General features: G+C 51.7%; 17 protein-coding genes and 1 tRNA gene. 13 read left to right on the forward strand and 5 right to left on the reverse strand.

Features of this window, described 5'->3' with window-relative positions; all coding sequences use genetic code 11:
* The first annotated feature begins 202 nt into the window (after positions 1 to 202).
* The 9 genes from EZM41_RS09525 to EZM41_RS09565 all read left to right on the forward strand — a co-directional run bounded on the left by EZM41_RS09525 (position 203) and on the right by EZM41_RS09565 (position 14072).
* Complete coding sequence (locus EZM41_RS09525; RefSeq protein ID WP_198470864.1) at positions 203 to 1471, forward strand: lactate racemase domain-containing protein; 1269 nt, start codon at positions 203 to 205, stop codon at positions 1469 to 1471.
* Positions 1472 to 1505: 34 nt separating this feature from the next.
* Positions 1506 to 2891 (forward strand): Nramp family divalent metal transporter, encoded by a 1386-nt coding sequence (locus EZM41_RS09530; RefSeq protein ID WP_342449300.1) that lies wholly within the window; start codon positions 1506 to 1508, stop codon positions 2889 to 2891.
* Positions 2892 to 3088: 197 nt separating this feature from the next.
* A complete protein-coding gene (ilvD, locus tag EZM41_RS09535) occupies positions 3089 to 4762 on the forward strand; it encodes a dihydroxy-acid dehydratase (RefSeq protein ID WP_198470866.1) in 1674 nt (557 codons plus the stop codon).
* 434 nt (positions 4763 to 5196) lie between these two features.
* Positions 5197 to 8037: a calcium-translocating P-type ATPase, SERCA-type gene (locus tag EZM41_RS09540; protein WP_198470867.1), complete on the forward strand. Its 2841-nt coding sequence runs from the start codon at positions 5197 to 5199 to the stop codon at positions 8035 to 8037.
* Positions 8038 to 8219: 182 nt separating this feature from the next.
* Positions 8220 to 9281 carry a butyrate kinase gene (gene buk, locus EZM41_RS09545; RefSeq protein WP_198470868.1) on the forward strand — a complete coding sequence of 354 codons (1062 nt, stop codon included), beginning with the start codon at positions 8220 to 8222 and terminating at the stop codon, positions 9279 to 9281.
* A gap of 69 nt (positions 9282 to 9350) precedes the next feature.
* Positions 9351 to 10268 (forward strand): phosphate butyryltransferase, encoded by a 918-nt coding sequence (locus EZM41_RS09550; protein WP_198470869.1) that lies wholly within the window; start codon positions 9351 to 9353, stop codon positions 10266 to 10268.
* Positions 10265 to 11341: a butyrate kinase gene (gene buk, locus EZM41_RS09555; RefSeq protein WP_198470870.1), complete on the forward strand. Its 1077-nt coding sequence runs from the start codon at positions 10265 to 10267 to the stop codon at positions 11339 to 11341. Before EZM41_RS09550 ends, buk (EZM41_RS09555) begins: the two co-directional genes overlap by 4 nt.
* A gap of 75 nt (positions 11342 to 11416) precedes the next feature.
* Entirely contained in the window at positions 11417 to 12604 is a 1188-nt protein-coding gene (locus EZM41_RS09560) for a pyridoxal-phosphate-dependent aminotransferase family protein (RefSeq protein ID WP_198470871.1), read from the forward strand.
* An 88-nt stretch (positions 12605 to 12692) separates the two neighbouring features.
* The gene (locus tag EZM41_RS09565; RefSeq protein WP_198470872.1) at positions 12693 to 14072 is read left to right on the forward strand and encodes a hypothetical protein; all 1380 of its coding nucleotides are present in this window, start codon (positions 12693 to 12695) and stop codon (positions 14070 to 14072) included.
* Positions 14073 to 14161: 89 nt separating this feature from the next.
* On the opposite strand, the gene tpx is transcribed toward EZM41_RS09565, so the two are convergent.
* From tpx to EZM41_RS09590, 5 genes are all read right to left on the reverse strand, one after another.
* Positions 14162 to 14677, reverse strand: a complete 516-nt coding sequence (gene tpx, locus EZM41_RS09570; protein ID WP_198470873.1) for a thiol peroxidase — start codon at positions 14675 to 14677, stop codon at positions 14162 to 14164.
* A gap of 84 nt (positions 14678 to 14761) precedes the next feature.
* A complete protein-coding gene (locus tag EZM41_RS09575) occupies positions 14762 to 16339 on the reverse strand; it encodes a xylulokinase (RefSeq protein ID WP_198470874.1) in 1578 nt (525 codons plus the stop codon).
* A 13-nt stretch (positions 16340 to 16352) separates the two neighbouring features.
* The gene (locus EZM41_RS09580; protein WP_198470875.1) at positions 16353 to 17156 is read right to left on the reverse strand and encodes a class I fructose-bisphosphate aldolase; all 804 of its coding nucleotides are present in this window, start codon (positions 17154 to 17156) and stop codon (positions 16353 to 16355) included.
* A 22-nt stretch (positions 17157 to 17178) separates the two neighbouring features.
* Entirely contained in the window at positions 17179 to 18213 is a 1035-nt protein-coding gene (locus EZM41_RS09585; protein WP_198470876.1) for a zinc-dependent dehydrogenase, read from the reverse strand.
* Between the two features lie 38 nt (positions 18214 to 18251).
* A complete protein-coding gene (locus tag EZM41_RS09590) occupies positions 18252 to 19400 on the reverse strand; it encodes an iron-containing alcohol dehydrogenase (RefSeq protein ID WP_198470877.1) in 1149 nt (382 codons plus the stop codon).
* A gap of 303 nt (positions 19401 to 19703) precedes the next feature.
* On the opposite strand from EZM41_RS09590, the gene EZM41_RS09595 reads away from it, so the two are divergent.
* From EZM41_RS09595 to EZM41_RS09610, 4 genes are all read left to right on the forward strand, one after another.
* A tRNA-Arg gene (locus tag EZM41_RS09595) sits at positions 19704 to 19779 on the forward strand.
* A gap of 481 nt (positions 19780 to 20260) precedes the next feature.
* Positions 20261 to 21526: an AAA family ATPase gene (locus tag EZM41_RS09600; protein WP_198470878.1), complete on the forward strand. Its 1266-nt coding sequence runs from the start codon at positions 20261 to 20263 to the stop codon at positions 21524 to 21526.
* Positions 21523 to 22137 (forward strand): DUF4276 family protein, encoded by a 615-nt coding sequence (locus EZM41_RS09605; protein ID WP_198470879.1) that lies wholly within the window; start codon positions 21523 to 21525, stop codon positions 22135 to 22137. The genes EZM41_RS09600 and EZM41_RS09605 overlap by 4 nt, the downstream gene beginning before the upstream one ends.
* A 164-nt stretch (positions 22138 to 22301) precedes the next feature.
* Positions 22302 to 23270 (forward strand): Rpn family recombination-promoting nuclease/putative transposase, encoded by a 969-nt coding sequence (locus EZM41_RS09610; RefSeq protein WP_198470880.1) that lies wholly within the window; start codon positions 22302 to 22304, stop codon positions 23268 to 23270.
* Positions 23271 to 23490 lie beyond the last annotated feature (220 nt).

Consider the following 23490-nt stretch of genomic DNA (forward strand, 5'->3'; position numbering starts at 1 on the left):
CCTTCAAGGAGTATATATCGGATGTGAAGAGCGGAAAATTCCCCGCCGATGAGCATTGCTATAATCTCCTGCCTGAGAGGGCGCAGGAATAAGAGCATATGCTCAAAGAATTAACGCGCAAGTAGAGAAAACTCAGCCGCATAGGGCCAGCATCTGTATCAAAAAGTGCTGGCCCTATTGTGGCGTATGAGAAGGTGGATATATGAACGCACAAAAATTTCCCAGGATGATTAAGATAGGGCAGAATTTTGGCCCTCATACGTCTATCGGTAACGTATACACTGCCGTTAGAGGTGAAATCGAGGGCATTCTTCCATCTACAAGAATGAAGCCCGGGGATAGCGTGGCTATTACTGTCGGGAGCAGGGGGATAGCCAACTTGCCAGAGATTGTGCGGGCTATCGTGGATGAGCTAAAAAATTGGAAGTGCAAGCCATTCCTTGTCCCTGCCATGGGGAGCCACGGAGGCGCCACAGCGAAGGGACAGGTTGAAGTGCTTGCTCACTACGGGATAACCGAAGATGGTCTTGCAGTTCCCATTAAGTCGTCTATGGATGTAGAAGAAGTGGGCAGGACGGAAGATGGCCTGAGCGTGTTTGTCGATAAAAACGCCCTGTCGGCAGATCATATCGTGGTGTTCAACCGTGTAAAGCCGCATACAGACTTTCGCGGCGATGTAGAAAGCGGCTTGCTTAAAATGATGACCATAGGCTTGGGAAAACATAAAGGGGCTATGTATTATCACCAAGCGGCGGTAAAGCTCACTGGCCCTAAGGTCATACGCACCGTGGGAAGGGCAGTGATCCGCAATTGCCCAGTAGCCCTCGGCTTAGCCGTAGTAGAAAATGCTTATGATGAGACGGCAATAATATCGGCCCTTTTGCCACAAGATATAGAAACCGGGGAGGGTAAGCTCTTAACGAAAGCCAGGGAGATAATGGCCAAGCTTCCGTTCCAGGAGATGGATTTGTTGATCGTCGATAGAATGGGGAAGAACATCAGTGGCACAGGCATGGACACGAATGTAGTAGGACGCGTTATGAACATATATACGCCGGAGCCTGAGTGGCCGAAGATCACCCGTATCTTTGTGCGCGATCTCACGGAAGAGACTGGCGGCAACGCTATAGGCCTAGGCATGGCTGATTTCACCACCGAAAAACTGGCAGGTAAGATTAATTGGGATGCCACTTATACCAACGCCATTACGGGTTTGGTGGTAGAAAAGGCCCGACTTCCGGTAGTGTGTAAAAACGACAAAGAAGCCCTCGAAACTGCCCTAAAGACGATAGGCTTAGTATCACCTGATGAAGCAAAAGTCGTCTGGATAAGAGATACGCTTTCCTTGGAAGAGGTTATGGTATCGGAGGCTTTTCTGCCTTTCGTAAGAGAGATGTCTAATTTGGAGGTGAGAGGAGAACCTAAGGAATTTAGTTTTTATGAAAATGGCGACCTCGTAGACGATCTATAAATGCCGAATGTGTGATCTGGAGGTGATTAGTTTGGTGTCAGATAAAACAGAGAAGATCTTAAAAGATCTGGAAATCGAGTATAGTCCTGAGCTGAAAGCAGAGAATATTAAAGAACCACCACACAGCCTTTGGGGCACGTTGCGCTCTATGGGCCCAACATTTGTCTTGGCAGGAGCCATAGTGGGCTCTGGCGAGCTCATTGCTACGACCCTTTTGGGCGCCCGGATCGGATATGTGATGCTGTGGATGATCATCTTGAGTTGTTTGGCTAAGGTAATGATCCAAGAAGCGATCGGCCGTTACATAATTGCTACCGGGAAGGGGTTGGAAGAGATCCTTGACGAAATTCCAGGTCCCCGTCTTGGCGCTTCTTGGGCGGTGTGGTGGTCAATTCTGCTGATGGTATCACTGCTTGTGACGATGGCCGGTATATTTGGCAGCCAAGGCTTGGCCATGAAGGGGCTTGTTGGGGTAGGGAGTCCAAACTTTTGGGGCATAGTAGTTGGAATTGTCGGGATCGCCTTGTTGTTCCGCGGCATATACGCCGATATAGAAAGGGTAATGGTAACTTTGGTAGTAGCATTTTCTGTAATTACCACGTTTCTTGCTTTTATTGGCTTACAATTTACACCATATGCATATAGCATCTCTGACATCGCTTCCGGGTTGCAGTTTAAACTGCCAGCGGCAGGTATGGCTGTGGCAATTTCTGTCTTTGGCATGACCGGCCTTTCTGCAAATGAATTGGTTCAGTACACGTATTGGGCGAAGGGTAAGGGATATGCAGCATGGACAGGTCCAAAAGGAACGAGCGGATGGGAAGAACGAGCCAGAGGGTGGATCCGTGTCATGCGCTTGGACCTCATTGTAGGCTGTGTCGTGTATACGTTAGTCACAATTGCCTTTTACGTCTTGGGAGCCGCCGTGCTTCATAAAATGGGCATAACCCCTGGCGGGATGCAGTTGGTGGAGGATCTTGCCAATATGTATACGCAAACGCTCGGTGATTGGGCGAGGATCCTCTTCATGTTCGCCGCCTTCGTTGTGCTCTGGTCCACTTATCTGGTCAACTCCGCCGGCATAAGCAGGGTGGTAGGTGACGGGTTTATCAGAGCAAAGATCTGCAAAGTTGCCGATCTAAGACAAGTGCTATCATGGCGACGATTCTTCCTAATAGTGGGTCCACTGCTCATGTTCCTGCTTTATTATGTTTTTCCGAGCCCTGCGGGGCTCGTCGTGTTGGGTGGCATGCTGCTTTCAATATCATTGCCCGTCATTGCAATAATAGCACTACTTCTCCATTACAAAATAAAGAGGCAGGCTCCAGAATTTTCAATAGGTCCGCTGGGGGAGACTTTATTGTGGATTTCTGTTGTAGTTAACATAACTTTTGTTGTGGGTGGTTATTTATTGCTATAAACTAAAAGAACAGTTGAACAAGTTTAATAGTAGCTTTAAACATAAAGACTGTTCTTGGTCTTTTTGTTAAAAAGAGGGTGATTGGTGTAATCAGCACCTATTATTGCAGTTTGCTAAAACTCCTCTTTTGTCGTTTTGCGTTATTCTATCTTAATATAAAACCAATAATGGCAAAACATAAAGAAGGTGTATTATAAATGAGAAGCGATATTACCAAAAAAGGCATTGAAAGGGCTACGCATAGGGCGCTGTATTACTCTATGGGGCATTCCCCGAAGGATTTACAAAAACCCGTTGTCGGCATAGTGAACTCACAGAACGAGACAATGCCTGGCCATATACACTTGGGACAACTCGCTCGGGCTGCCAGAGAGGGGGTAATAGAAGCTGGGGGACTGCCTGTTGAGTTTTCCACTATAGGAATATGTGACGGAATTGCCCAAGGGCATTACGGCATGCATTATTCCCTCGCAAGCAGGGAATTGATAGCGGATACCGTTGAAGCCATGGTGAACGCTCACTCGTATGACGCAATGATCCTGATCACCAACTGTGACAAAATCACTCCTGGAATGCTGATGGCCTGTGTGAGGCTTGATATCCCTGCAATCGTCGTTAACGGTGGTCCCATGTTGACCGGATGTCACAAGGGGAGAAATATGGGATATTCCGATCTCATGTTTACGCAGGGAGAGGTTGCAAAAGGCCGAATGACGGAAGAGGAGCTTGCAGAAATGGAATTAGATGCTCTTCCTGGATGCGGCGCATGTAATCTTCTTGGGACGGCAAATTCTATGAACTACCTGACAGAGGCACTCGGAATGTGTCTTCCGGGATTAAGCTCTATCCCCGCAGTAGCAGGTCAGAGAGTGGCGTTTGCTCGAGAATCAGGCAGAAAAATAATGGAACTCCTTAAAAGAAATATAACTCCCAAACAAATAATAACCGAGAAAGCCCTGGAAAACGCCGTGACTGTGGATCTGGCCATAGGGGGGTCTACTAATACCATCCTTCACCTTACCGCCATAGCGCATGAAGCGGATATAGATTTCGATGTGAACATCTTTTCAGAGTTTTCAAGAAAAGTCCCCCACCTGGTTAAACTTAGCCCTGCGGAAAATGGACACTATCCGGAAGATTTACATAAAGCCGGAGGCATAGGGGCCTTAATGAATCAATTGAATGAGGTTGGGTTGTTAAACGGCGATGCTATGACAGTAAGTGGAAGAAATGTTTCCGCCAACATTAAGGATTTCGAGGTTTATGATCGTGATGTTATAAGGCCATTAGATAATCCCTATTCACATGCCGGCGGACTGCAACTCTTATATGGCAATCTTGCCCCAGAGGGATGTGTTTGCAAACGTGCTGCCGTTAATCCAAAAATGTATGTTCACCGTGGCCCATGCAGGGTGTTCAATCAAGAAGAATCGGCAGTCGAAGCCATATACAGCGGAAAAATAAACCCTGGCGATGTCGTCGTCATCAGATATGAAGGCCCCAAAGGGGGTCCCGGAATGAGGGAAATGCTTACCCCTACAGCGGCTATCGTAGGAATGGGGTTGTCTTGCGAAGTTGCCCTCATAACAGACGGAAGGTTCTCGGGCGGCACCTCAGGCGCAGCAATCGGCCACGTTTCCCCTGAAGCTGCGGAAGGAGGGCCAATAGCCCTTGTTGAGGAAGGCGATATAGTCTCTATAAATATACCAGAAGGGACGATCACCCTCGAGGTTGACGATGAAACTTTGACAGAGAGAAAAAGGCAATGGAAAAAAGTAGAAAAAGAGATTCCGCAGAAGAGTTATCTTTACAGATACTCTCTTATGGTTTCCTCCGCTATGTCTGGGGCTGTATTCGATTTAAAGAAATGACCAAAGAACTTTGTGTTCGCATAAGTGGCAGGCTTGATAACGAAGGGAAAAGATTACGTTTCAACGTTGAAGACATATTTTCATGATGCGCCAAGATTGCGAAGTCAGGTTAAACGTAATGCTATTTGAAGAATGCCATTGCGGCATAGCCTGAATCTGCTCTCTGGTCTTGCACTACCTGTGGTTTTCATGATAAGGTTTTGCTAACAGTGGCTCTTTGTTGTTATAAAAACAAAGGTGATTGTGAGTAGTTTAGATAAATCTAACATTTTTGTAGTAAGCTAATTCGATGCTTATGATCGGTTCTTGTATTATTTAGTCAGCGATTATGAAGTTCGCCCTCTTTTGGTTGAAAGTGACATTAGGATTTCTTATTTGCGGTCGGAGAGGTATTTCAATTGCAATGAATACAAATTTTTTCGGAGGCGAGGCAGATGAAGATCGCATCTAAGGCACACACCCTTTCCGTGGATGGGGTAGTCAAAGAACTCGAGACTGACGTTCAGAGAGGCCTGAGCAGCGACGAGGCACGACGCAGGCTGGAGGAATTTGGGCCGAACGAATTGATGGAAAAACCTCGTCCTGGTTTTTTAAAGTTGCTCTTCGATCAGTTCAACAACTTTTTGATAATTATATTGATAGTAGCAGCAGCGGTCTCCATGCTCTTGGGCGAAACTATTGATGCCTTGGCTATAATTGCGATCATTGCCCTGAATGCGATCTTGGGCGTGACACAAGAATCCAAAGCGGAACAGGCTTTGGCGGCGCTAAAGAAAATGGCGGCTCCGGTCGCCAGCGTCATCCGCGACGGTCATCAAATAACCGTCCCAGCCAGTGAGCTCGTCCCTGGAGACGTGATAGTGCTGGAAGCCGGCAATTACGTTCCGGCCGACCTTCGCTTAGTGGAGACCGTAAACCTGAAGATTGACGAAGCGTCTCTTACGGGAGAGTCGGTGCCGGTCGATAAAGCAGCGTCGCTTGTGCTCGATGAGGAGTCCCCCTTGGGAGACAGGAAAAACTGCGCCTTTATGGGCACCATGATCACGTACGGCAGGGGCAAAGGGGTCGTCGTGGCGACAGGCATGGAGACTCAGATAGGCCTCATAGCTGAGATGCTTCAGTCTTACGAGGAAGAACCGACTCCGCTGCAGCAGAGGTTGGATCAGCTGGGTAAATGGCTCGGGACGGCATGTTTGGTCATATGCGCGGTTATTTTCTTTATTGGCCTCTTCAGGGATACAGACTTAGCGCTGTTGGGCGAGGGCATAAGGACGTATTTGAGCACCTACGAGCACCAAGTCGTCCTGTTGTTCATGACCGCCGTCAGCCTCGCCATAGCGGCTGTGCCCGAGGGGTTGCCCGCTGTTGTCACGATATGCTTAGCGCTCGGGATGCAGCGCATGGTGAAAAGACACGCCCTGATAAGGAGGCTTCCTGCAGTCGAGACCTTAGGCTGCACGACGGTGATATGCTCCGATAAGACCGGAACGCTTACTCAAAACGAGATGACAGTTGTTAAGACGTGGACCGGCGATGGCTGGCTTCAAGTCACTGGCGAAGGATACAATCCGAAGGGCGAATTCTTGAACGAAAATTCCCCGCAAGAACCTCATCAACATGTCGCATCGTCGTTTCTGCTTTATGGTTCGCTATTGTGCAATGACGCCAAGTTGGAAGAGGTGGAAAGTCCGGATGGAAAGCGCGCCTGGCGTATGGTTGGCGACCCGACGGAGGGGGCTTTGGTCGTGGCCGCAGCAAAATCTGGGCTATGGCGCGAAGAGGTCGAAAAAATCCTCCCAAGAGTGGCCGAGATACCCTTCGACTCTGAGCGTAAGCGCATGACCACAATCCATAAGCCCAGCGGAGAAGCGCCGCAAGGCTTAAGGGGTCATGCCCTTTGGGAGCATCTTCCGAACTCTTATATCGCATTTGTGAAGGGCGCCCCCGATATCGTGCTCGATCTGTGCAATGGCATTTTGGGAGCCGACGGACGGGTTTCTCCCGTTACAGAAGACGTCCGGAGCCAGGTATTGGGGGTCAACAAAGAAATGGCCAATCAGGCCTTGCGGGTGTTAGCCGTGGCCTATCGCCCTCTGGAGTCGGTGCCTGAGCCGTGCACGCCGGATGTCGTCGAAAAGGATCTCGTCTTCGTCGGTCTGTTGGGCATGATCGATCCGGCGCGCCCTGAGGTCAAAGAGGCCATAAAGGTGGCCAAGGAAGCTGGCCTCAAGACTGTGATGGTGACGGGTGACTACAAAGATACTGCCACTGCTATCGCCAGGGAAATAGGCCTCCTAACGCCCAACGGGAGGGTATTGTCCGGCCAGGAGATAGATCGCCTAAGCGACGACGAATTTGTAGCTATAGCAAATCAGATAGACGTTTGCGCAAGGGTTTCTCCGCAGCACAAAGTCAAGATCGTGGATGCGTTAAAAGCTTGTGAACATGTGGTAGCCATGACCGGCGACGGCGTCAACGATGCTCCTGCCCTGAAGCGCGCAGACATCGGCGTGGCAATGGGGATAACGGGCACAGATGTGACCAAGGAGACGGCCGATATGGTCTTGACGGATGATAACTATGCCAGCATTGTGGCCGCCGTGGAAGAAGGGCGCATTATCTACTCTAACATCAGGAAGTTTGTATTTTTCCTCGTCTCCTGCAATGTGGGGGAGATATTGATCATCTTCCTGGCAATGCTCACTGGCCTCCCCATCCCACTGCAGCCCATCCAGCTTCTGTGGTTGAATTTGGTCACCGATGGCGCCCCGGCCCTCGCCTTAGGCCTCGAGAAGGGCGAACCGGACATCATGAAGCGCCCTCCGCGTCCTCCGAAGGAGCCCGTCATAAACAAAGATATGCGTTTAGGGATAGTAGTTCAGGGTATAGCCATGACGGCCGCGATTTTGGCCTCCTTCGTTTATGGCCTTAAGGCTTTCCCGGGGCACGTGGAAGGTGCGCAGACCATGGCCTTCGCTACCCTCGTCTTGTCCGAACTGCTTCGAGCCTTCACCTCCAGGTCCGAGCACTACTCGGTATTTTCTATAGGGGTGGCCTCCAATCGCTGGATGGTTCTCGCCGTAGGTAGTTCCCTCCTCCTGCTCTTGGCCGTCATGTACGTGCCCTTCCTGCAGCCGGTTTTTAGCACCGTACCATTGGGAGCGAGCCACTGGTTGACCATACTGCCCTTTGCCTTTGTGGCTCCTGTGGCGGCCGAGGTCACAAAGGTTTTTCTGCGGCGGCGGTATGCTAAATGGCTCGAGGAGAGCGCGTAGAGTGTATAATTGTCATGTTGATGAGGTTCTCTTGACGAATGCTGCGGAGGCCTTTGGCAAGATTAGAGCAAAGCCTCCGGAAGTTGACCCAAAGCGAAGGTTGTCCCATTTTTTAATGGGCGACCTTCGCTCAAGATTGAATATGGCGGGGCATTCTCGACCATTTAGCAAAGGGTGATGTGATGACATTTCAAATCCTTGCAATAAACGCAGATCTTGATGGCATTATGATCGGCTACTTCATTGACAAAGAAGAAATATGGCGAGATTTTATCCCGCCTCTAAAGGACGTCTTATCGCCAAGGGAGGGGTATGAACGCGAGTTAGAGCTCACGAGGAGGGTCCTCAGCCATCGCGGCGTTGAGGCAGAAAGCCTTTCGGCTGTAGTGGGGAGTGCCGGCGTAATAGGTTCGGTGCCGGCCGGCGTTTTCGCGATTGGGGAACGGTTGTTTGAGACATTGCTGAAAGATCGACACCCGTCGAGCATGGGTGGCGCATTGGCTTACGCCGTTTCGCAGCCCTTTGGCATCCCTGCTTTAGTTGTCGATCCGGTTTCGGTAGATGAGATGGACGACGTCGCAAGGGTGACAGGCTTGCCTGAGCTCGTGCGATTGCCGTATGATCACGCCTTAGCCTGTAGAGCTTTGGCGCGTCGTGCAGCTTCGGACTTGGGCAAAGAATGGTCAAAGGTTAACCTCGTAGTGGCATACCTGGACTCGGCTTTCAGCGTCTGTGTCTTCAAAGGAGGACGCATGGCATATGTCAACAACCCCGACGACAGTGGTCCATTCTCTACAAAGAAAGCCGGTGGCATTGTGGCGCTCGATTTAGCCCGTATGGCCTACAGCGGCCAATATTCCAGAGATCAGTTGGTGAAGAGGCTCACGGCGGAGGGGGGCATGGCGGCCCACTTAGGGACCGCCGATTTGGCTTCGGTTAGAAGGCGCATCGAGTCCGGTGACGAGAAAGCGAGCCTCGTTTACGAGGCCATGGCCTATAATGTTGCCAAGGAGATAGGTTCCTGTGCGGCCATCCTGAAGGGCGAGGTAGATGCCGTCGTTATCTCCGGCGAAGTGGTGCGCGATGCCCGTTTCGTCGCCCATATTCAGGATAGAGTGCGGTGGATCGCTCCCATCCTTTGCTATTCGGGGAGGCAGGAGCTATTGGCCCTCGCTGAGGGGGCCTTGCGCGCTTTAACCGGCGTGGAGCCGGTTGGTGAATTCGGCAACCGCATAGCCTCTTGACCTATAACGTTTTGGTCCATTTGAATACGTTAGTTTAGAAATATATTAGTTTAGATGGGAGGATTTTAGATGAAAGAATTGCACTCTCTTGTTGAGCTGTTGGCATACGCCAAAGAGGTAGGCCCTAAAAGGGTCAGCGTGGCCAGGGCTGAGGACGCCGACGTCTTAGAAGCGGTCGATAGGGCACAAAAAGAGGGGATAGCCGAGGTCATCCTGGTAGGCAACGCCGACAAGATCACAGAAACTGCACGAAGCCTCGGTATCGACCTTTCTCGCTTTCGCCTCGTAGACGCGAGAGGGAGCGAAGTTGAGGTAGGCCTCACAGCCGTCGAGCTCGTCTCATCGGGTCAAGCGGACATCCTGATGAAGGGCATGATTCAGACGGCGAATTTCTTGAGAGGCGTGTTAGACAAGGAGAAGGGATTGCGCACGGGCTCCCTCCTTTCTCACACCTATATACATCAGATTGAGGGTTACGACAGGATTTTCTTCATCTGCGATCCGGCCTTCAACATCGCCCCCGACCTCGATGCCAAGGTTAAAATATTGAACAATACGGTGAACCTGGCCCATTCTTTTGGTATCGATAAGCCGAAGGTAGCGGTGCTCGCCGCCGTGGAAGTGGTGAATCCCGATATGCCGTGCACGTTGGAGGCTGCTGCTTTGGTCCAGATGAACCGCCGGGGCCAAATAAAGGGATGCGTCATCGATGGCCCGCTTGCTCTCGACAACGCGGTAAACGTGGAGGCCGCAAGGCACAAAGGGATCACCTCGGAGGTGGCAGGGCAGGCCGATATACTTCTCGTTCCCGACATAGAAGCTGGCAACCTCTTGGCGAAGTCCATCGTTTACTTTGCACCTAACAAGACGGCCGGCTTGGTCTTGGGTGCCAAAGCGCCTGTTGTGCTGACGAGCAGGACCGACTCCCCCGAGACTAAGCTGCTCTCCATTGCCTCAGCCGTGGTCTTGTCCTCCTATAAGGCATGAGCGGCGATTTCAAAATCCTCGCCATCAACCCGGGCTCGACGAGCACCAAAGTGGCCCTCTTTGAGGGAGAGCGGGAGCTGTGGAACATCACTCAACGCTACGATGTCGGCACACTCAAAGCCTTCCCCAATGTCATGGCGCAGGAGGATTTTCGCCTTGGCGAGATCGAGCTCGTTCTAAAGCAGCAAAATGCTGTCCTTGAGGAGATCGATGCCTTTGTGGGGAGAGGCGGCGTTTTGAGGCCCATTCCCGGTGGTACCTACGCCGTAAACGAAAGGATGCTCGATGACTTGCGAAGCTGCCGTTATGGAGCGCATGCAAGCAATTTGGGCGCGCCCATCGCCTGGAGACTCGCATGCAAATCCGGGGACAAGCCTTCTTTTATCGTTGATCCGGTCGTTGTGGACGAGATGGACGACATCGCGCGCATCTCCGGGCTCCCCGAGGCCCCTCGCAGGTCCATCTTTCATGCGCTGAACCAGAAATTCATGGCCAGGCGCCTTGCCGCAGAGCTCGGGCTGGATTACGAGAATGCGAAAATTATAGTAACCCACATGGGCGGGGGTGTCTCTGTGGGCGTTCATAATAAGGGGCGCGTCGTAGATGTGTATAACGCCCTTGAAGGCGACGGTCCTTTTGCTCCCGAGAGGGCCGGCATCCTTCCGAACTGCGGTTTTGTCGATATGTGTTACAGCGGCAACTATACCTTTGAGCAGGTGCAGCGCAGGATAGCTGGCGAGGGGGGTATGGCGGCCCACTTGGGGACCAACGACCTGAGAGAGGTTGAGCGCCGGATCCGGTCCGGCGACGAGAAGGCGCGCCTTGTCTATGAAGCTATGGCGTACCAGATCATTAGGGCCATAGGCGCATCGGCGACCGTTGTCAACGGCGAGGTGGATGCCATATTGCTCACGGGCGGCATCGCCCACAGCGAAGCGTTCGTCGAACTCATTAAAGACAGAGTTAGCTTTATAGCTCCGGTCTACGTCCGTCCGGGCGAAGAGGAGATGCAAGCTTTGGTCCAAGGGGCCTTGCGCGTCTTGCGCGGCGTCGAGGAGGCCAAGGAATACTGACCGGGAAGTTCCTTCCCGTCGAGGGAAGAGCGGTTCATTGAAGTCAAGATTATCTTGCAGGAGGATGACTGCACTATGGTTAAAAATTGTAGCGGTATAGGACAATTTAGGAGGGGCACATTTGATAAGATACTTCTCGGTCCTGGCCCCAGCACTGTAGAATCTCGGGTTCTGAGGGCTCTTTCCGAACCTACCATGGGCTATCTGGATTCGGATTTCCTGGCCATCATGGACGAGACGAAGAACCTGCTGAAGTACGTCTTCCAGACGGAAAACGACCTCGCGATAGCCGTCTCCGGCACGGGGAGCGCCGGCATGGAGACCGCATGTGTAAATATGATAGAACCCGGGGACAAGGTCATCGTCTGCGTCCATGGCTACTTCGGCCAACGCCTGGCCCAGGTGGCCGAACGATGTGGTGCTGATGTGGTCACAATATCGTCTCCCTGGGGTCGTCCTGTGGATCCAGAGGACGTAAGGAAGGCGATCAAGGCTGCGCCTGGGGCTAAGGCCCTCGGTATTGTCCACGCCGAGACGTCGACGGGCGTGCTTCAGCCTCTGGGAGACATCGCCAAAATAGCCCACGACGCCGGCCTTTTCATGATAGTGGATGCCGTCACATCGCTCGGCGGAGTGGAGGTGCCCGTCGAGAAGTTCAGCCTCGATGTTGTGTATAGCGGCTCGCAGAAGTGTTTAGGAGCACCTCCAGGCTTGGCACCTCTCACCGCAAACGGCCGTGCCATGGAGGCCATAAAGAAGAGAAAAGTGCCGGTGCAGAGCTGGTATTTTGACCTTACATTGCTTGCCCGCTACTGGGGAGACGAAAGGCTCTATCATCACACCGCTCCGGCCAACATGATTTATGCGTTGAACGAGTCGTTGAGGATCGTGGCCGAAGAGGGGATAGAGAAGAGATGGGAGCGCCACCTCAAAAACGCGAAGGCCCTGGCGGCAGGGCTCGAGGCGATGGGGTTAAAACTCTTGGTGGATGAACCGTACAGGCTACCTTCGCTCATAACCGTGAGAGTCCCCGAGGGAATAGACGAGGCTGCATTGAGAAAGCAACTCATGTCCGTCTATGGGATCGAGGTCGGCTCAGGCCTGGGAGAACTAAAAGGCAAGATCCTCCGCATAGGGCTGATGGGCAGCTCCTCCAACAGCAGGAACATAATTCTTCTGCTGGCCGCTTTGGGGAGTATATTGCGTTCCATGGGATTTGCTGCGGACTTGACCGCCTCATTGGATGCCGCTCGGAGCGCTTAATAAGAAGGGCAGATTTAGTCGTCAAAACTACAAAAATATCGCTTAGAGGGGCTGGTGACAGCCCCTCTAAAAAGTGGGATGCGTTGAAGTGAAGCACATTCGACCCGTTATATATCTCGCATTGGCAATCCTCGGCCTGTTGTTGCAAATATTTCCCTGGCTTGAATTGCCGGCAGCTACGGCATGTGCCGTGGCCATGGCGGTTTCTTTGCCTTATACGAGCAAGGGAAGTAGGATATTGGTGATTTTTTTGATGTCGGTAAGTTGTCTTTTTATGTTGAGCCATGGTGCCGGGCTTTCGCTCTGGACTAAGGCCCTTACGGACATGCTCGATGTGGTCGTGGTGGTAAGCTTTGTGCCGCTTTTGACGTTGGGCGTCACAGAGGGCGGGTCCCTCAATGTTTTGGGGGACTTTTTGGGGACGCACGTAAAAAGCATGTGGGGGTGCTATGCCGTCATTGCTGTCGCGGCCTTTATAGTGGGTTCGTTGATCCTGGTCACCACGATACCGCTTTTGTGGGTCATAAGTTCTGCCGCGCTTTCGCGCTTCATGAAGGACCCCGACAGGCTGCTGGTCATTTCGATACCGAGGGGTTATAGCGCAGCGCTCGTATGGGCTCCGGCTGCTCCCACGGTGGCTGTATGTCTTGCCGCCTCACAAGCTCAATGGCTCGACGTGTTGCCTTATGCTATAGGGGTGAGCTTTGTATATCTGGCATTGGCTTTGTTCACTGGCTATCAGTGCTTTAAAGGAGAAAAGGCAGACCTTTTACATTTGGAGGCAAAACCATTGCCCGAGGACGAGGGCCTCTTTGCGACGCGGCGTAAGGCTTTAATTCAAATGATGTTCTTCTTGATTGCGTTTGTGATCTCTGTAGCGCTGCTCACTGGCCCTTATGGTCTCAATTATTACGTCGTCGTTCCAGTTGCTGCGCTCTGCATAACACTGCTTTGGTTGGTTGTCATCAAAAAGACGAGGCGCATACCAATGTTACTCTTGGGTTTTATAAAGAATACGCTGCCGGGCATAGGCTCTCAAGTTGCCCTTCTGCTCACGGCAGGGTTTTTTGGCACTGCAATGTCGCTAACGCCGATAGAGGGATGGATAGGGAGCCTTTTGGCATTTTTCTGCGACAGAGGCGTATTGGTCATCATTGCTGCCCTGGTGGTCCTCATCGTGGGAGGTGCCGTGATTGGCATACATCCTTTTATCACAATAGTGGTGGTAGGCAAAAGCTTGGAGACGTTGGAGTCGGTATTGCCAATTACCGTGGTGGCCCTTACGCTCTTAAGCGCCAGTTCAATAGGGTTTCTCATATCTCCTCTTTCCGCCACTGCGCTTGTCACGTCTGCCATGGCGCATCTCTCTTCGTTTGTGGTGGGGCCGCGCAACAACCTCGTTTATGGGGTAATTGCCTCTTTTCTGATGGTGGTGATCGTTTATATCGTCTCTCAATGGGCGGTATGAGGCGGCAAAACTTTCTAATATGTAAAAGCAAAATTTATGTATAAAACAGAAAGGGAGGGTTCAAAAACGGACCCTCCCCATGGTTTTGCTTACAGCAGTTCTTTAAGTGCTTTTAGCGCGGCGTCGTAGTCGGGATGGTTGGTGGCCTCCGGGACTACCTGCACGTAACGGATTACGTCATCCTTATCCACTACGAAGACCGACCTGGCCAATAAGCGCAGCTCTTTCATCAGGACGCCCCAGTTTTGGCCGAAAGAGGCGTCACGATGGTCTGAAAGGGTTATAACCTTGTCTATCTTGCCGGTCGTGCAGAAGCGCCTGATGGCGAAGGGAAGATCCATAGAGATATTAAGCACCACCACATCGCCTGGGAGAGAGGCGGCTTCGTCGTTGAAGCGGTGTACCTGGAGGTCGCACACTGATGTGTCGAGCGATGGAGTAGTGGAGATAAGTTTGACCTTGCCCGCGAAGTCCTTAAGCGTCACTGGCTTGAGGCTTTGATCTAAGACCACGAAACCAGGAGCCTTGTCGCCGACCTTGAGCTCCGGCCCTACCAGTGTTATGGGATTACCTCCCATGGTAACTACTCCCTTGCGTTCGGTCATCCTCGATCCCACCTTTCTCATAATGTTTGCGTTTCAAATAATACTCATTTTAAGCTCGATAGTCTATATGGATTCGGTTACAGTTTATCGCTGCCGTCGAGTGCTTTCAAAAGTCTGCCGAGTTCCGGCCATTAGGGTGATATCTCTCAGCTCCTTAAAACTATCCTTGAGGGCTGGGTAAAGACTTTTGTAGATAGAGTAGGTGGCATCATAAATGACTTTATCCTCCCCGCTCGGCCTGTGCGCCTTTCCGTTCTTCTGGGCGGCTCTTTTGACCGCTTCTTGGCAGTCTTTGTATGCGCCGGAGGCCACTCCGCCCAGCATAGCCGCCCCGAGCGTAGCTGTTTCGTAAAAGGAGAGTGCCACGATCTCAACGCCGGTTATCTCTGACCTCAAGGAGGCCAAGAAGGGGTTCCTCGCCCCCTTGCCCACCACGGCTATGGAGGAAAGCTTCCTCCCCAACAAATCTTCTGCGGCCTCCAGGTTTTGCCTCAGGCCGTAAGAACCCCCTTCGAGCACCGCCCTTATCAGGTCGTTTTTGGTAGTGCTGAGGCTCAAGCCGAAGAATACACCCTTAGCGTGAGGGTCCCATATGGGGCTGCGTTCTCCTGACATGTATGGAAGGAATACGACTCCGTTGGACCCAGGTTGGGAAATGGCTGCCTCTCGACACAACAGATCATAAGCGTCGAGGCCGCAGAGGTGGGCCACATCTTTTTCTTCCTCTCCGAGGGTGTCTCTTGCCCAACGGAATGCGGCCCCTACCGCCACCATAGCCCCCATGGCTAACCACCTGGAAGGGAAAGTGTGGCAGCGATTCAAAAACCTCGCATCGAACATTGGTCTTTCCATGCAGATTGCGAGCACGTCCGAGGTGCCCATCGTCTCGAAGACTTCTCCGTCCTCGACCACGCCCGCTGCTAAGGCTGAACAGGCGCTATCGGCCCCTCCCATGGCTACGGGGATCCCTTTGGATAAGCCCAATATTTGAGCGCCCCTATTGTTGAGCCTTCCCACCATCTCGTGCGACTGAATGAGCTTTGGCAGTTTCTTTATGTCTACGCCGTATACCTCGCATAGCGCTGGAGACCAGGATCGTTTTCTTCCTTGGTCGAAGAGACCAGTGAGCGAGGCATTGGAATAATCCATGCCGGCATTGCCTGTCAGCGCCATCGCCAAAAACGTATTGGCGTGTCCAAAGATAGCTGCGGAGTCATAGACCTCGGGCTCGTTATCTTTGATCCAGCGCATCGTGGTGCCGGATATGGTCCCAGGGGCAACCCTATTGCCGCTTTCCTCCAAAAACCACTCAAGCGGCGCCTTTTCCTGTATAAAGGCGGCCTCGCGAAAGGAGCGCGTATCGAGGTACAATATAGCCGGTCTTAGCGGGTTTCCTTCAGCGTCCATGGCGACGAGCGACGGGCACATGTTGCTAAAGCCTATGCCGGTTATCGAATACCCATCCAACGCCGAAAGCAGGTTTTTCATACACGCAGAAAGCCTTTCCAGCCAATGTCGGGTTTCGGATTCGGCCCAACCGGGGTGCGGAAAAATATTATCCAACGGTTCGGAAACGAGACCTATGAGGTTCCCCTCCAGGTCGAAGCTTCCGACCTTTATGCCTCCTCCCCCGATGTCGATGCCCAAGAGAACCTCTTTCATGACGCCTTTACTCTTAGGACCCCTTTATTATCATCTTCGCCGCCTCTTCGGGCGTCTTCTCTTTGTGGATCACCGCCTTGACTGCGCTGATCACCCCTGGAATGTCGTCATGCTGCCACACGTTCCTGCCGTATGTCACGCCAGAGGCGCCGGCGCTCACGGCGTCGTAGGTCATTTTCAGGAGGTCCATGCTGCTCTCCATTTTGGGACCTCCCGCCACGACTACATAGGTTGGGCACGCCTCTACGACCTTGGCGAAGCTTTCAGGAGAACCGGTGTACCAGGTCTTTACTATGTCCACGCCGAGTTCAGCCCCAACGCGGGCGCAGTAGCTTATGTGCTCCGCGCTGTAGCGTTCGCTCTCAGGGATGAGGTTACCGGCCGGGTATATGTGGGCGACGAGGGGCATGCCCATGCTCTGGGCTTCCTTGGAGATCATGCCCAAGCCTTTGAGCATTTCAGGCTGCCTCTCGTCGCCCATTATGATGCCCACGGATATGGCGTCTGCGCCGAGCCTTACGGCCTCTTCCACATCTGCGAAGAGCACATCATAGCTCTTGTGGAAAGGAGAGAAACCGGAGGCTTTCATGATCAGAGAGGCCTTGCCGGCATGAGGAGGGAAGAGTTTGGAGGCGATGCCCTTGTTTAATGTGACTGCCTCGACGCCGGCATTTACGACAGCAGCGAGCTTAGCTCTGATGTCTTCTATCCCCGGCAAAACGCCCCTGTTGACGCCATGATCGAAGGCCACCACAAATATGCGCCCCGATTTAGGATTAAGTAAGCGGGATAGGCGAATCTGTTTTCCTAAAGACAAGCTGCATCTCCCCTTTGTGGCTTTATGGTTCTATCAATATCTTCACGCCTTCGGCAGATTTGGCCACGTCGAAGGCTTTGTTTATTTCCCTTAAAGAAAACCTGTGGGAAATGAGTTGCTTTAAATTGACCATGCCGTATTCGACCATCTGCATAGCTTCAATGAAATTCTGCCTGGTGGAGGAGCTCGCCCCCGTGACGATGATCTCGTTGTAATGAATGACGTTTGGATCTATTACACTTGTATCTCCCTCGGGGAAGCCCGCAAAGAGGCTGACCCTGCCCCCCTTGCGGACCGTCTTCAGCACGTCGCCGACGAGGTCTTTTACACCCACTGCCATGATGGCCACATCGAATCCCATCTCCGTCTCTTCCTTTGCGACGTCGATCAACGATTCGACAGCGGGGTCTACCACCCTGTCTGCGCCGAACTTTGCGGCGAGCCTTCGCCTCCCCTCAAACAGTTCGCTCGAAACGACTTTTCTGGCCCCTCTAGCCTTTGCGAGCATGAGGTGCATGAGGCCAATGGGGCCGGCACCTATGATGAGCACGGTATCTCCAGCCGAGACATTCGCTTTCTTCTGGCCGTTTATGCAACAAGCAAAGGGCTCAAGGATTGCAGCCTCTTCGAAGTCTATAGAATCGGGAAGGCGCACGACATTGCCGCTTTCGAGAGCCACAGCAGGTATGCGGACGTATTCGGCGAAGCCTCCGTCGAACTCGTAGCCTATGGCTTGCCGGTTTGCGCAGACATTTTCGAGCCCTATCCGGCAGTAAAGGCACTTCCTGCACGGCACGATGGGGGCTACGCCGATCCTATCGCCCAGTTTGAATTCCAAAACCTTTTTGCCCACCTCTACAACTTCGCCCGACAATTCGTGCCCGATTATCGAAGGATAGTGGATGCCCCTCGTCTTCTTGCCGGATACGATGCGAAAGTCAGTTCCGCATATAGCCGCCGCCAGCACTCTCGCCAATATCTCGTCATCGCCGATCGCTGGGCGTTCGATCTCGGTCAATTCCAATCTGTTAGGACCATAAAGTATCGCTGCCAGCAATGCAGTTGCACCTCCCCGCTTTTCGTCGCTACCTTTCGCTATAGCGCTTTCTTGTAAATCTCTATTATGTCCGCCTTAGAGGGGAATCTCGGGTTCAACGGCACATTGCCGCTGGTGAGTGCTTCGTCGGCCAGCATGTCGAGGTCGCTTTCCTTTACGCCGAAGTCGCCGAGGCGCTCGGTTATCCCGATATCCTCCATCAGGTCCCTTATGGCCTTTACCGACTTCGCCGCCGCCTCCATAGGCGTGAGGAACTCTATGTCTTCGCCGAAGGCTACGGCTATGTCTATATATTTTTCGATGTTGCCCATGAGGTTATATTCCATGACAGGAGGCAGCATTATGGCGTTGCTTATCCCGTGGGGTATATCGAAGTGGCCGCCGGCCGGCTGCGACATGGCGTGTACTATGCCCAACCTTGTAGAGTTGAACGCCAAGGCCGCGAGGGCGCTGGCGGCGAGCATGTCCTCTCTGGCCTGTAGGTTAGTGCCCTTCGCCACGGCCTTCCGCAGGCTCTTTGCGACGAGCTCTATAGCGCGCATGGCGAGCGGCTCAGAGATGTGGTGGGCTGTCGTGTTTACGTACGATTCGATGGCGTGGGTCAACGCGTCCATGCCCGTACCGGCCGTGACTTTGGGCGGCAACGTCAATGTGAGCTCGGGGTCCAAAATGGCATATTTTGCCATTGTGAGGTAGCTTCCTACGGTGAGCTTAGTCCTCACGTCGACGCCGGTGAAGACTATGAACCTCGTGAGCTCGCTCCCAGTGCCGGCGGTGGTGGGGACGGCGATCACGGGAAGGCCGGGCTTTTTAACCTTCTCAACGCCTACATAGTCCAGTATGCCTCCGCCATTGGTCACCAAGAAGGCGGCCGCCTTAGCGGTGTCCATGGACGTGCCGCCGCCGACGCCTATGGCAACTTGAGCGCCGCTTTTCGCGAGTTCTTTTGTCGCGTCTCCGATGGAGAGCACCGTGGGTTCTTTTTCAAGCCTGTCGAAGACGGTGGTCTTGATCTGGGCTTCGTCCAATAGTTTTAGGATTTTATCCAGGATGCCCGCTGCCTTGACGCCCTTATCTGTTACCACAAAGGCATGGTTTGCGCCGACCTCTTTTGCCTTTTCGGGGATGGCTTTTATGCTCCCGGGGCCGAATGTGATATCCGTGGGCAGTTTGTATGTGAACTCCACCTTAAAACACCTCCGTGATATATATAATTTCTCCGCTCTGCGGAGAATGCTCGCCATGTGCCGCACTTGACCATTTTATACACGGAGCGTCTTTCGCTGCGGATGCGCCGACCTGGTCTCTTGATCTTTTGCTTCTCTATCCTGTTGACGAAGACGCGCCTTTCCGCCCTTTTTGACGGAACCGAAGGTGCTTTATGACGATATCCCAAAAGAGAAACTTCGTCAACATCTGGCGACTTGACGGCGTACCGGGTGAAGCTTGACAGGACAAAAGGAAGGTAGTAATTTAACGACACAAGAGGTGCGCCCGTAGCTCAGCGGATAGAGCGTTGGACTCCGGATCCAAAGGCCGGGAGTTCAAGTCTCCCCGGGCGCGCCAAAATAGATCCTGACCGGGTTTGTAGCCTTAATTATTATTTTGACCTCCATCACTATGAAGGCCATAAAAGTTCTTATCTTTTTGGGCAGTAGACCGGCTTGGTTAGGTAGGGATAAAAAACGATTATAAAAAGCATCGTTACTATAGCAGCGAGAATTATGCCCGCTGCAGCGGAGGTGATGTTATGTTCATTTCCTGTGGGAATCGTAGCCATGGAAGACATGAACGCCGAGTAAGATGATGATATAAATATAAAACAAGACGTATTGAAGACGTGCCTTCCGGGTGTGCCGAAAAGCCTCTTGATGTTGATGGCAAGTGCTATATATAACACAGTGTTGATTATCAATGTTTTGTGTAGGTCAAGAGGTAAGCGAGCTTATTTCCCGTGTTCGGATGTGCTACGACATGTTTTAACATCGGATGGTCTGTAATCGGGTGATTTTTGAGGTTGTCCTATGGCGTAGGGAGGCGGATTGCCTTGATTTCCAACGCTTCTGAAATCAAAAAGGAGAAAGCTCCTGCCCGTATCGAGTACCTGAAAGTCAATAATTTTAGGGCTTTGCAGGATACCGAAATGAAGGAACTGACGCCCCTCACAGTGCTGCTTGGCCCAAATGGCAGTGGAAAATCCACTGTTTTCGACGTCTTCGCTTTCTTGGCGGAGTGTTTTGAAATGGGACTCCGGCGAGCCTGGGACAAGCGCGGTCGCGCAAAGGAGATCAAGACGAGGGGGTGTGACGGCCCTGTCGTCGTGGAAATCAAGTACAGGGAACCAGGTTATCCGCTTATCACCTACCATCTGGCTGTGGACGAAAAGAACCGACAACCGGTGGTCGTGGAGGAATGGCTTCAGTGGCGACGTGGAAGGAGAGGCAAACCGTTTCGTTTCCTGGAATACCGCGAAGGGCAGGGTCAGGCAATTAGTGGTGAATTACCGGATAAAGAGGACAAACGCATCGAAAGTCCTCTCAAATCGCCCGATCTGCTGGCGGTCAACGCGCTTGGCCAATTTGCGGAACACCCAAGGGTGGCGGCTTTGCGCGATTTTATCACCGGGTGGTATGTCTCGTATCTTTCTACGGACAGCACACGCGGACAACCAGAGGCAGGACCGCAAGAAAGACTTACCAAGACGGGAGACAATCTGGCCAACGTTATTCAGCACCTGGAGGAACTATATCCCAAACGTCTGGAACTGATCTTCTCTACGCTTCGCCGGCGAGTGCCGCGCATTGAAAGCGTTTTGGCTGAATCCATGCCCGATGGGAGGCTTTTGCTGCAGATCAAGGATGCGCCTTTCAGCGAACCGATTCTCGCCCGTTTCGCTTCGGACGGGACGTTGAAAATGCTCGCCTATTTGGTTCTGCTTTATGACCCAACGCCTCCGCCTTTCATAGGAATAGAGGAGCCTGAGAATTTCCTTCATCCAAGGCTTTTGCCCGAACTTGCGGAGGAGTGTCGCAATGCCGTAGATCGTACGCAGCTTTTGGTTACCACTCATTCGCCTTTTTTCCTTGACCCGCTGCGACCGGAAGAAGTCAGGATTTTGTGGCGAGACAAGCAAGGATATACCAAAACCTGCAGGGCTTCGGATATACCTGGAATTCGCGAATTTATTTCCGAAGGCGCCACGTTGGGGTACCTCTGGATAGAAGGGCTGTTCGGTGTCGGAGATCCCCTGGCCAACGAGGGGGAACCCACACACACACAGAAGATGCGAAGAACGGAGAGACCTCGAAAATGAGGACAAGCCACCTTGAAATCATCGTAGAGGAGCATTCCATGGAGGCTTTCCTGCAGGCCTTTCTACCATCGTTACTTCGAGAGGACCAGACTTTCAAGATTGTGCATTTTCAGGGCAAGAAAGACCTCCTCAATAAGCTTGAGGCGCGTCTTAAAGGCTACGCCAAATGGCTGCCTTCGGACTGGCGCATCATAGTTATAGTCGATCGCGACGATGAAGATTGCCTGAAACTCAAGCGACAGTTGGAAGACGCGGCACGTCACGCGGGCCTTGCTACCCGAAGGCAGTCAGGCGGCAAGACATGGCAGATAGCTAACCGGATAGCTATAGAAGAGTTGGAAGCCTGGTATTTTGGCGACTGGGATGCCGTAAAGAGGGCTTATCCTCGCATCAAGGAAAACATTTCCTCGAAAAAAGGTTTCAGAGATCCCGATGCCATACGAAACACCTGGGAGTCCTTCGAGAAAATTCTCAAAAAACATGGTTATTTCAAATGCGGTCTTGCCAAAATTGAAGCAGCGAGGACAATTGGTGCTAATATTTGTCCGGAACGGAATATCTCTCACAGCTTTGGAATTTTTTTAAGAACCGTTACAGAAATTTCGAAATGACTCAAACCCCGGGGATCAGGTCAGGTTTTTGCTTTTTGTATTCTTTAGCCTCCACTAATCCTCATCTCCCTCACTTTCACATCCACTTCCACTGTAGTTTTTCGCGTAAAATAAGCGGCGTCGATGTAAGAACTTGATGTCTATTAGATTTGGAGGCATCTTTCATGAAAGAAAAAGACCTATCTCCTAAGGACCCTCACGATAGATTCTTTAAAAGCATCATGTCCGACGAAAGGAACGTAAGGCAGTTCATCGAGGAGTTTTTGCCTCAGGAGCTTTCCTTAGGAATCAGTTTAAACAATATGAAGATGCTTCCGACGGAAAGGGTCAGGAGATACACGAAGTGTCACATGGACTTGGCCGTAGAGTGCAATATGGGCGACGCAAAAGCCCAAGTCTATTTCATATTCGAGCACAAGTCCTACCCCGATTCAGGCGTATTGCTTCAAATGTTGGGCTATATGTACGTGACATGGGACGAACAGAAGAAAGAAAATAAACCGCTAACGCCTATAATACCCGTAGTCATATACCACGGCGCACAGGAGTGGAACATACCTATAAATTTCCAAGGTCAGTTTGCGAACTTAAAAGAAGCGGTAAAGCCTTACGTGCCTGATTTTAAGTGCGCCCTAATCGACTTGAGCCTGTTTTCGGACGAAGAGATAAGGCAAAAAGCAAAAGGCAACCCTTTCCTCGCCGCAAGCCTTGAGCTTATGAAATACGTACCCCGCCAAGATGTGTCCAGCATCATGGGCATAACTGATATAATATTGCTGCCCGAGAGGGACAAGCTGACTTTATTTTGGTACTTGGTTTACGCCTTGGACGTAGAAGAAGAGACCATACAGCAAATAGCAAAGAAGCTCGGAGGTGAAGAACTGATGCCATCACTGGCTGAGAGATTGATAAAGCGCGGCAAGATGGAAGGCAAGATGGAAGGTAAAATGGAGGGCAAGATAGAAGGCAAACAAACCACCTTAATAAAACAGCTTCACCGTAAATTTGGCTTAACACCTTGGGAAGAAGAAAAGATACGTTCGGTAAACGACGAAGCAAAACTCGACGCAGCTTTAGAAGCTATACTCGACGCCAAATCGAAGCCAGAAGTTTTAAAGGTACTTGAATACTAAAAGACGCTCAGCAGACTCCTTCCATGAATGTGAAGAAGAGACTTGAAGTGTAAGAGATAAGGTGTAGAAGGCAGGGAAGTTAAGATGCCATAAGAAAGGCAAAAAGCAAAAACCTAACGTTAATGAAAATTAACATCTGAGCCTTAAAGCGTTGGGTAGACACTTGCGACAAAAGGAGCATTTAGACCTTTTGTTTAAAGTGGGTTTTGTGTGGTAATAT

Origin of the sequence: Acetomicrobium sp. S15 = DSM 107314 (assembly GCF_016125955.1) — a bacterium.
Lineage (GTDB): Bacteria > Synergistota > Synergistia > Synergistales > Thermosynergistaceae > Thermosynergistes > Thermosynergistes pyruvativorans.

Coding starts and splice junctions, on each gene's coding strand:
- EZM41_RS09605 (WP_198470879.1), top strand. CDS start 21,523: ATGAGGACAAGCCACCTTGAAATCATCGTAGAGGAGCATTCCATGGAG.
- EZM41_RS09550 (WP_198470869.1), top strand. CDS start 9,351: ATGAAAGAATTGCACTCTCTTGTTGAGCTGTTGGCATACGCCAAAGAG.
- tpx (WP_198470873.1), bottom strand. CDS start 14,677: ATGACCGAACGCAAGGGAGTAGTTACCATGGGAGGTAATCCCATAACA.
- EZM41_RS09560 (WP_198470871.1), top strand. CDS start 11,417: ATGGTTAAAAATTGTAGCGGTATAGGACAATTTAGGAGGGGCACATTT.
- ilvD (WP_198470866.1), top strand. CDS start 3,089: ATGAGAAGCGATATTACCAAAAAAGGCATTGAAAGGGCTACGCATAGG.
- EZM41_RS09525 (WP_198470864.1), top strand. CDS start 203: ATGAACGCACAAAAATTTCCCAGGATGATTAAGATAGGGCAGAATTTT.
- EZM41_RS09540 (WP_198470867.1), top strand. CDS start 5,197: ATGAAGATCGCATCTAAGGCACACACCCTTTCCGTGGATGGGGTAGTC.
- EZM41_RS09575 (WP_198470874.1), bottom strand. CDS start 16,339: ATGAAAGAGGTTCTCTTGGGCATCGACATCGGGGGAGGAGGCATAAAG.
- buk (WP_198470870.1), top strand. CDS start 10,265: ATGAGCGGCGATTTCAAAATCCTCGCCATCAACCCGGGCTCGACGAGC.
- EZM41_RS09610 (WP_198470880.1), top strand. CDS start 22,302: ATGAAAGAAAAAGACCTATCTCCTAAGGACCCTCACGATAGATTCTTT.
- buk (WP_198470868.1), top strand. CDS start 8,220: ATGACATTTCAAATCCTTGCAATAAACGCAGATCTTGATGGCATTATG.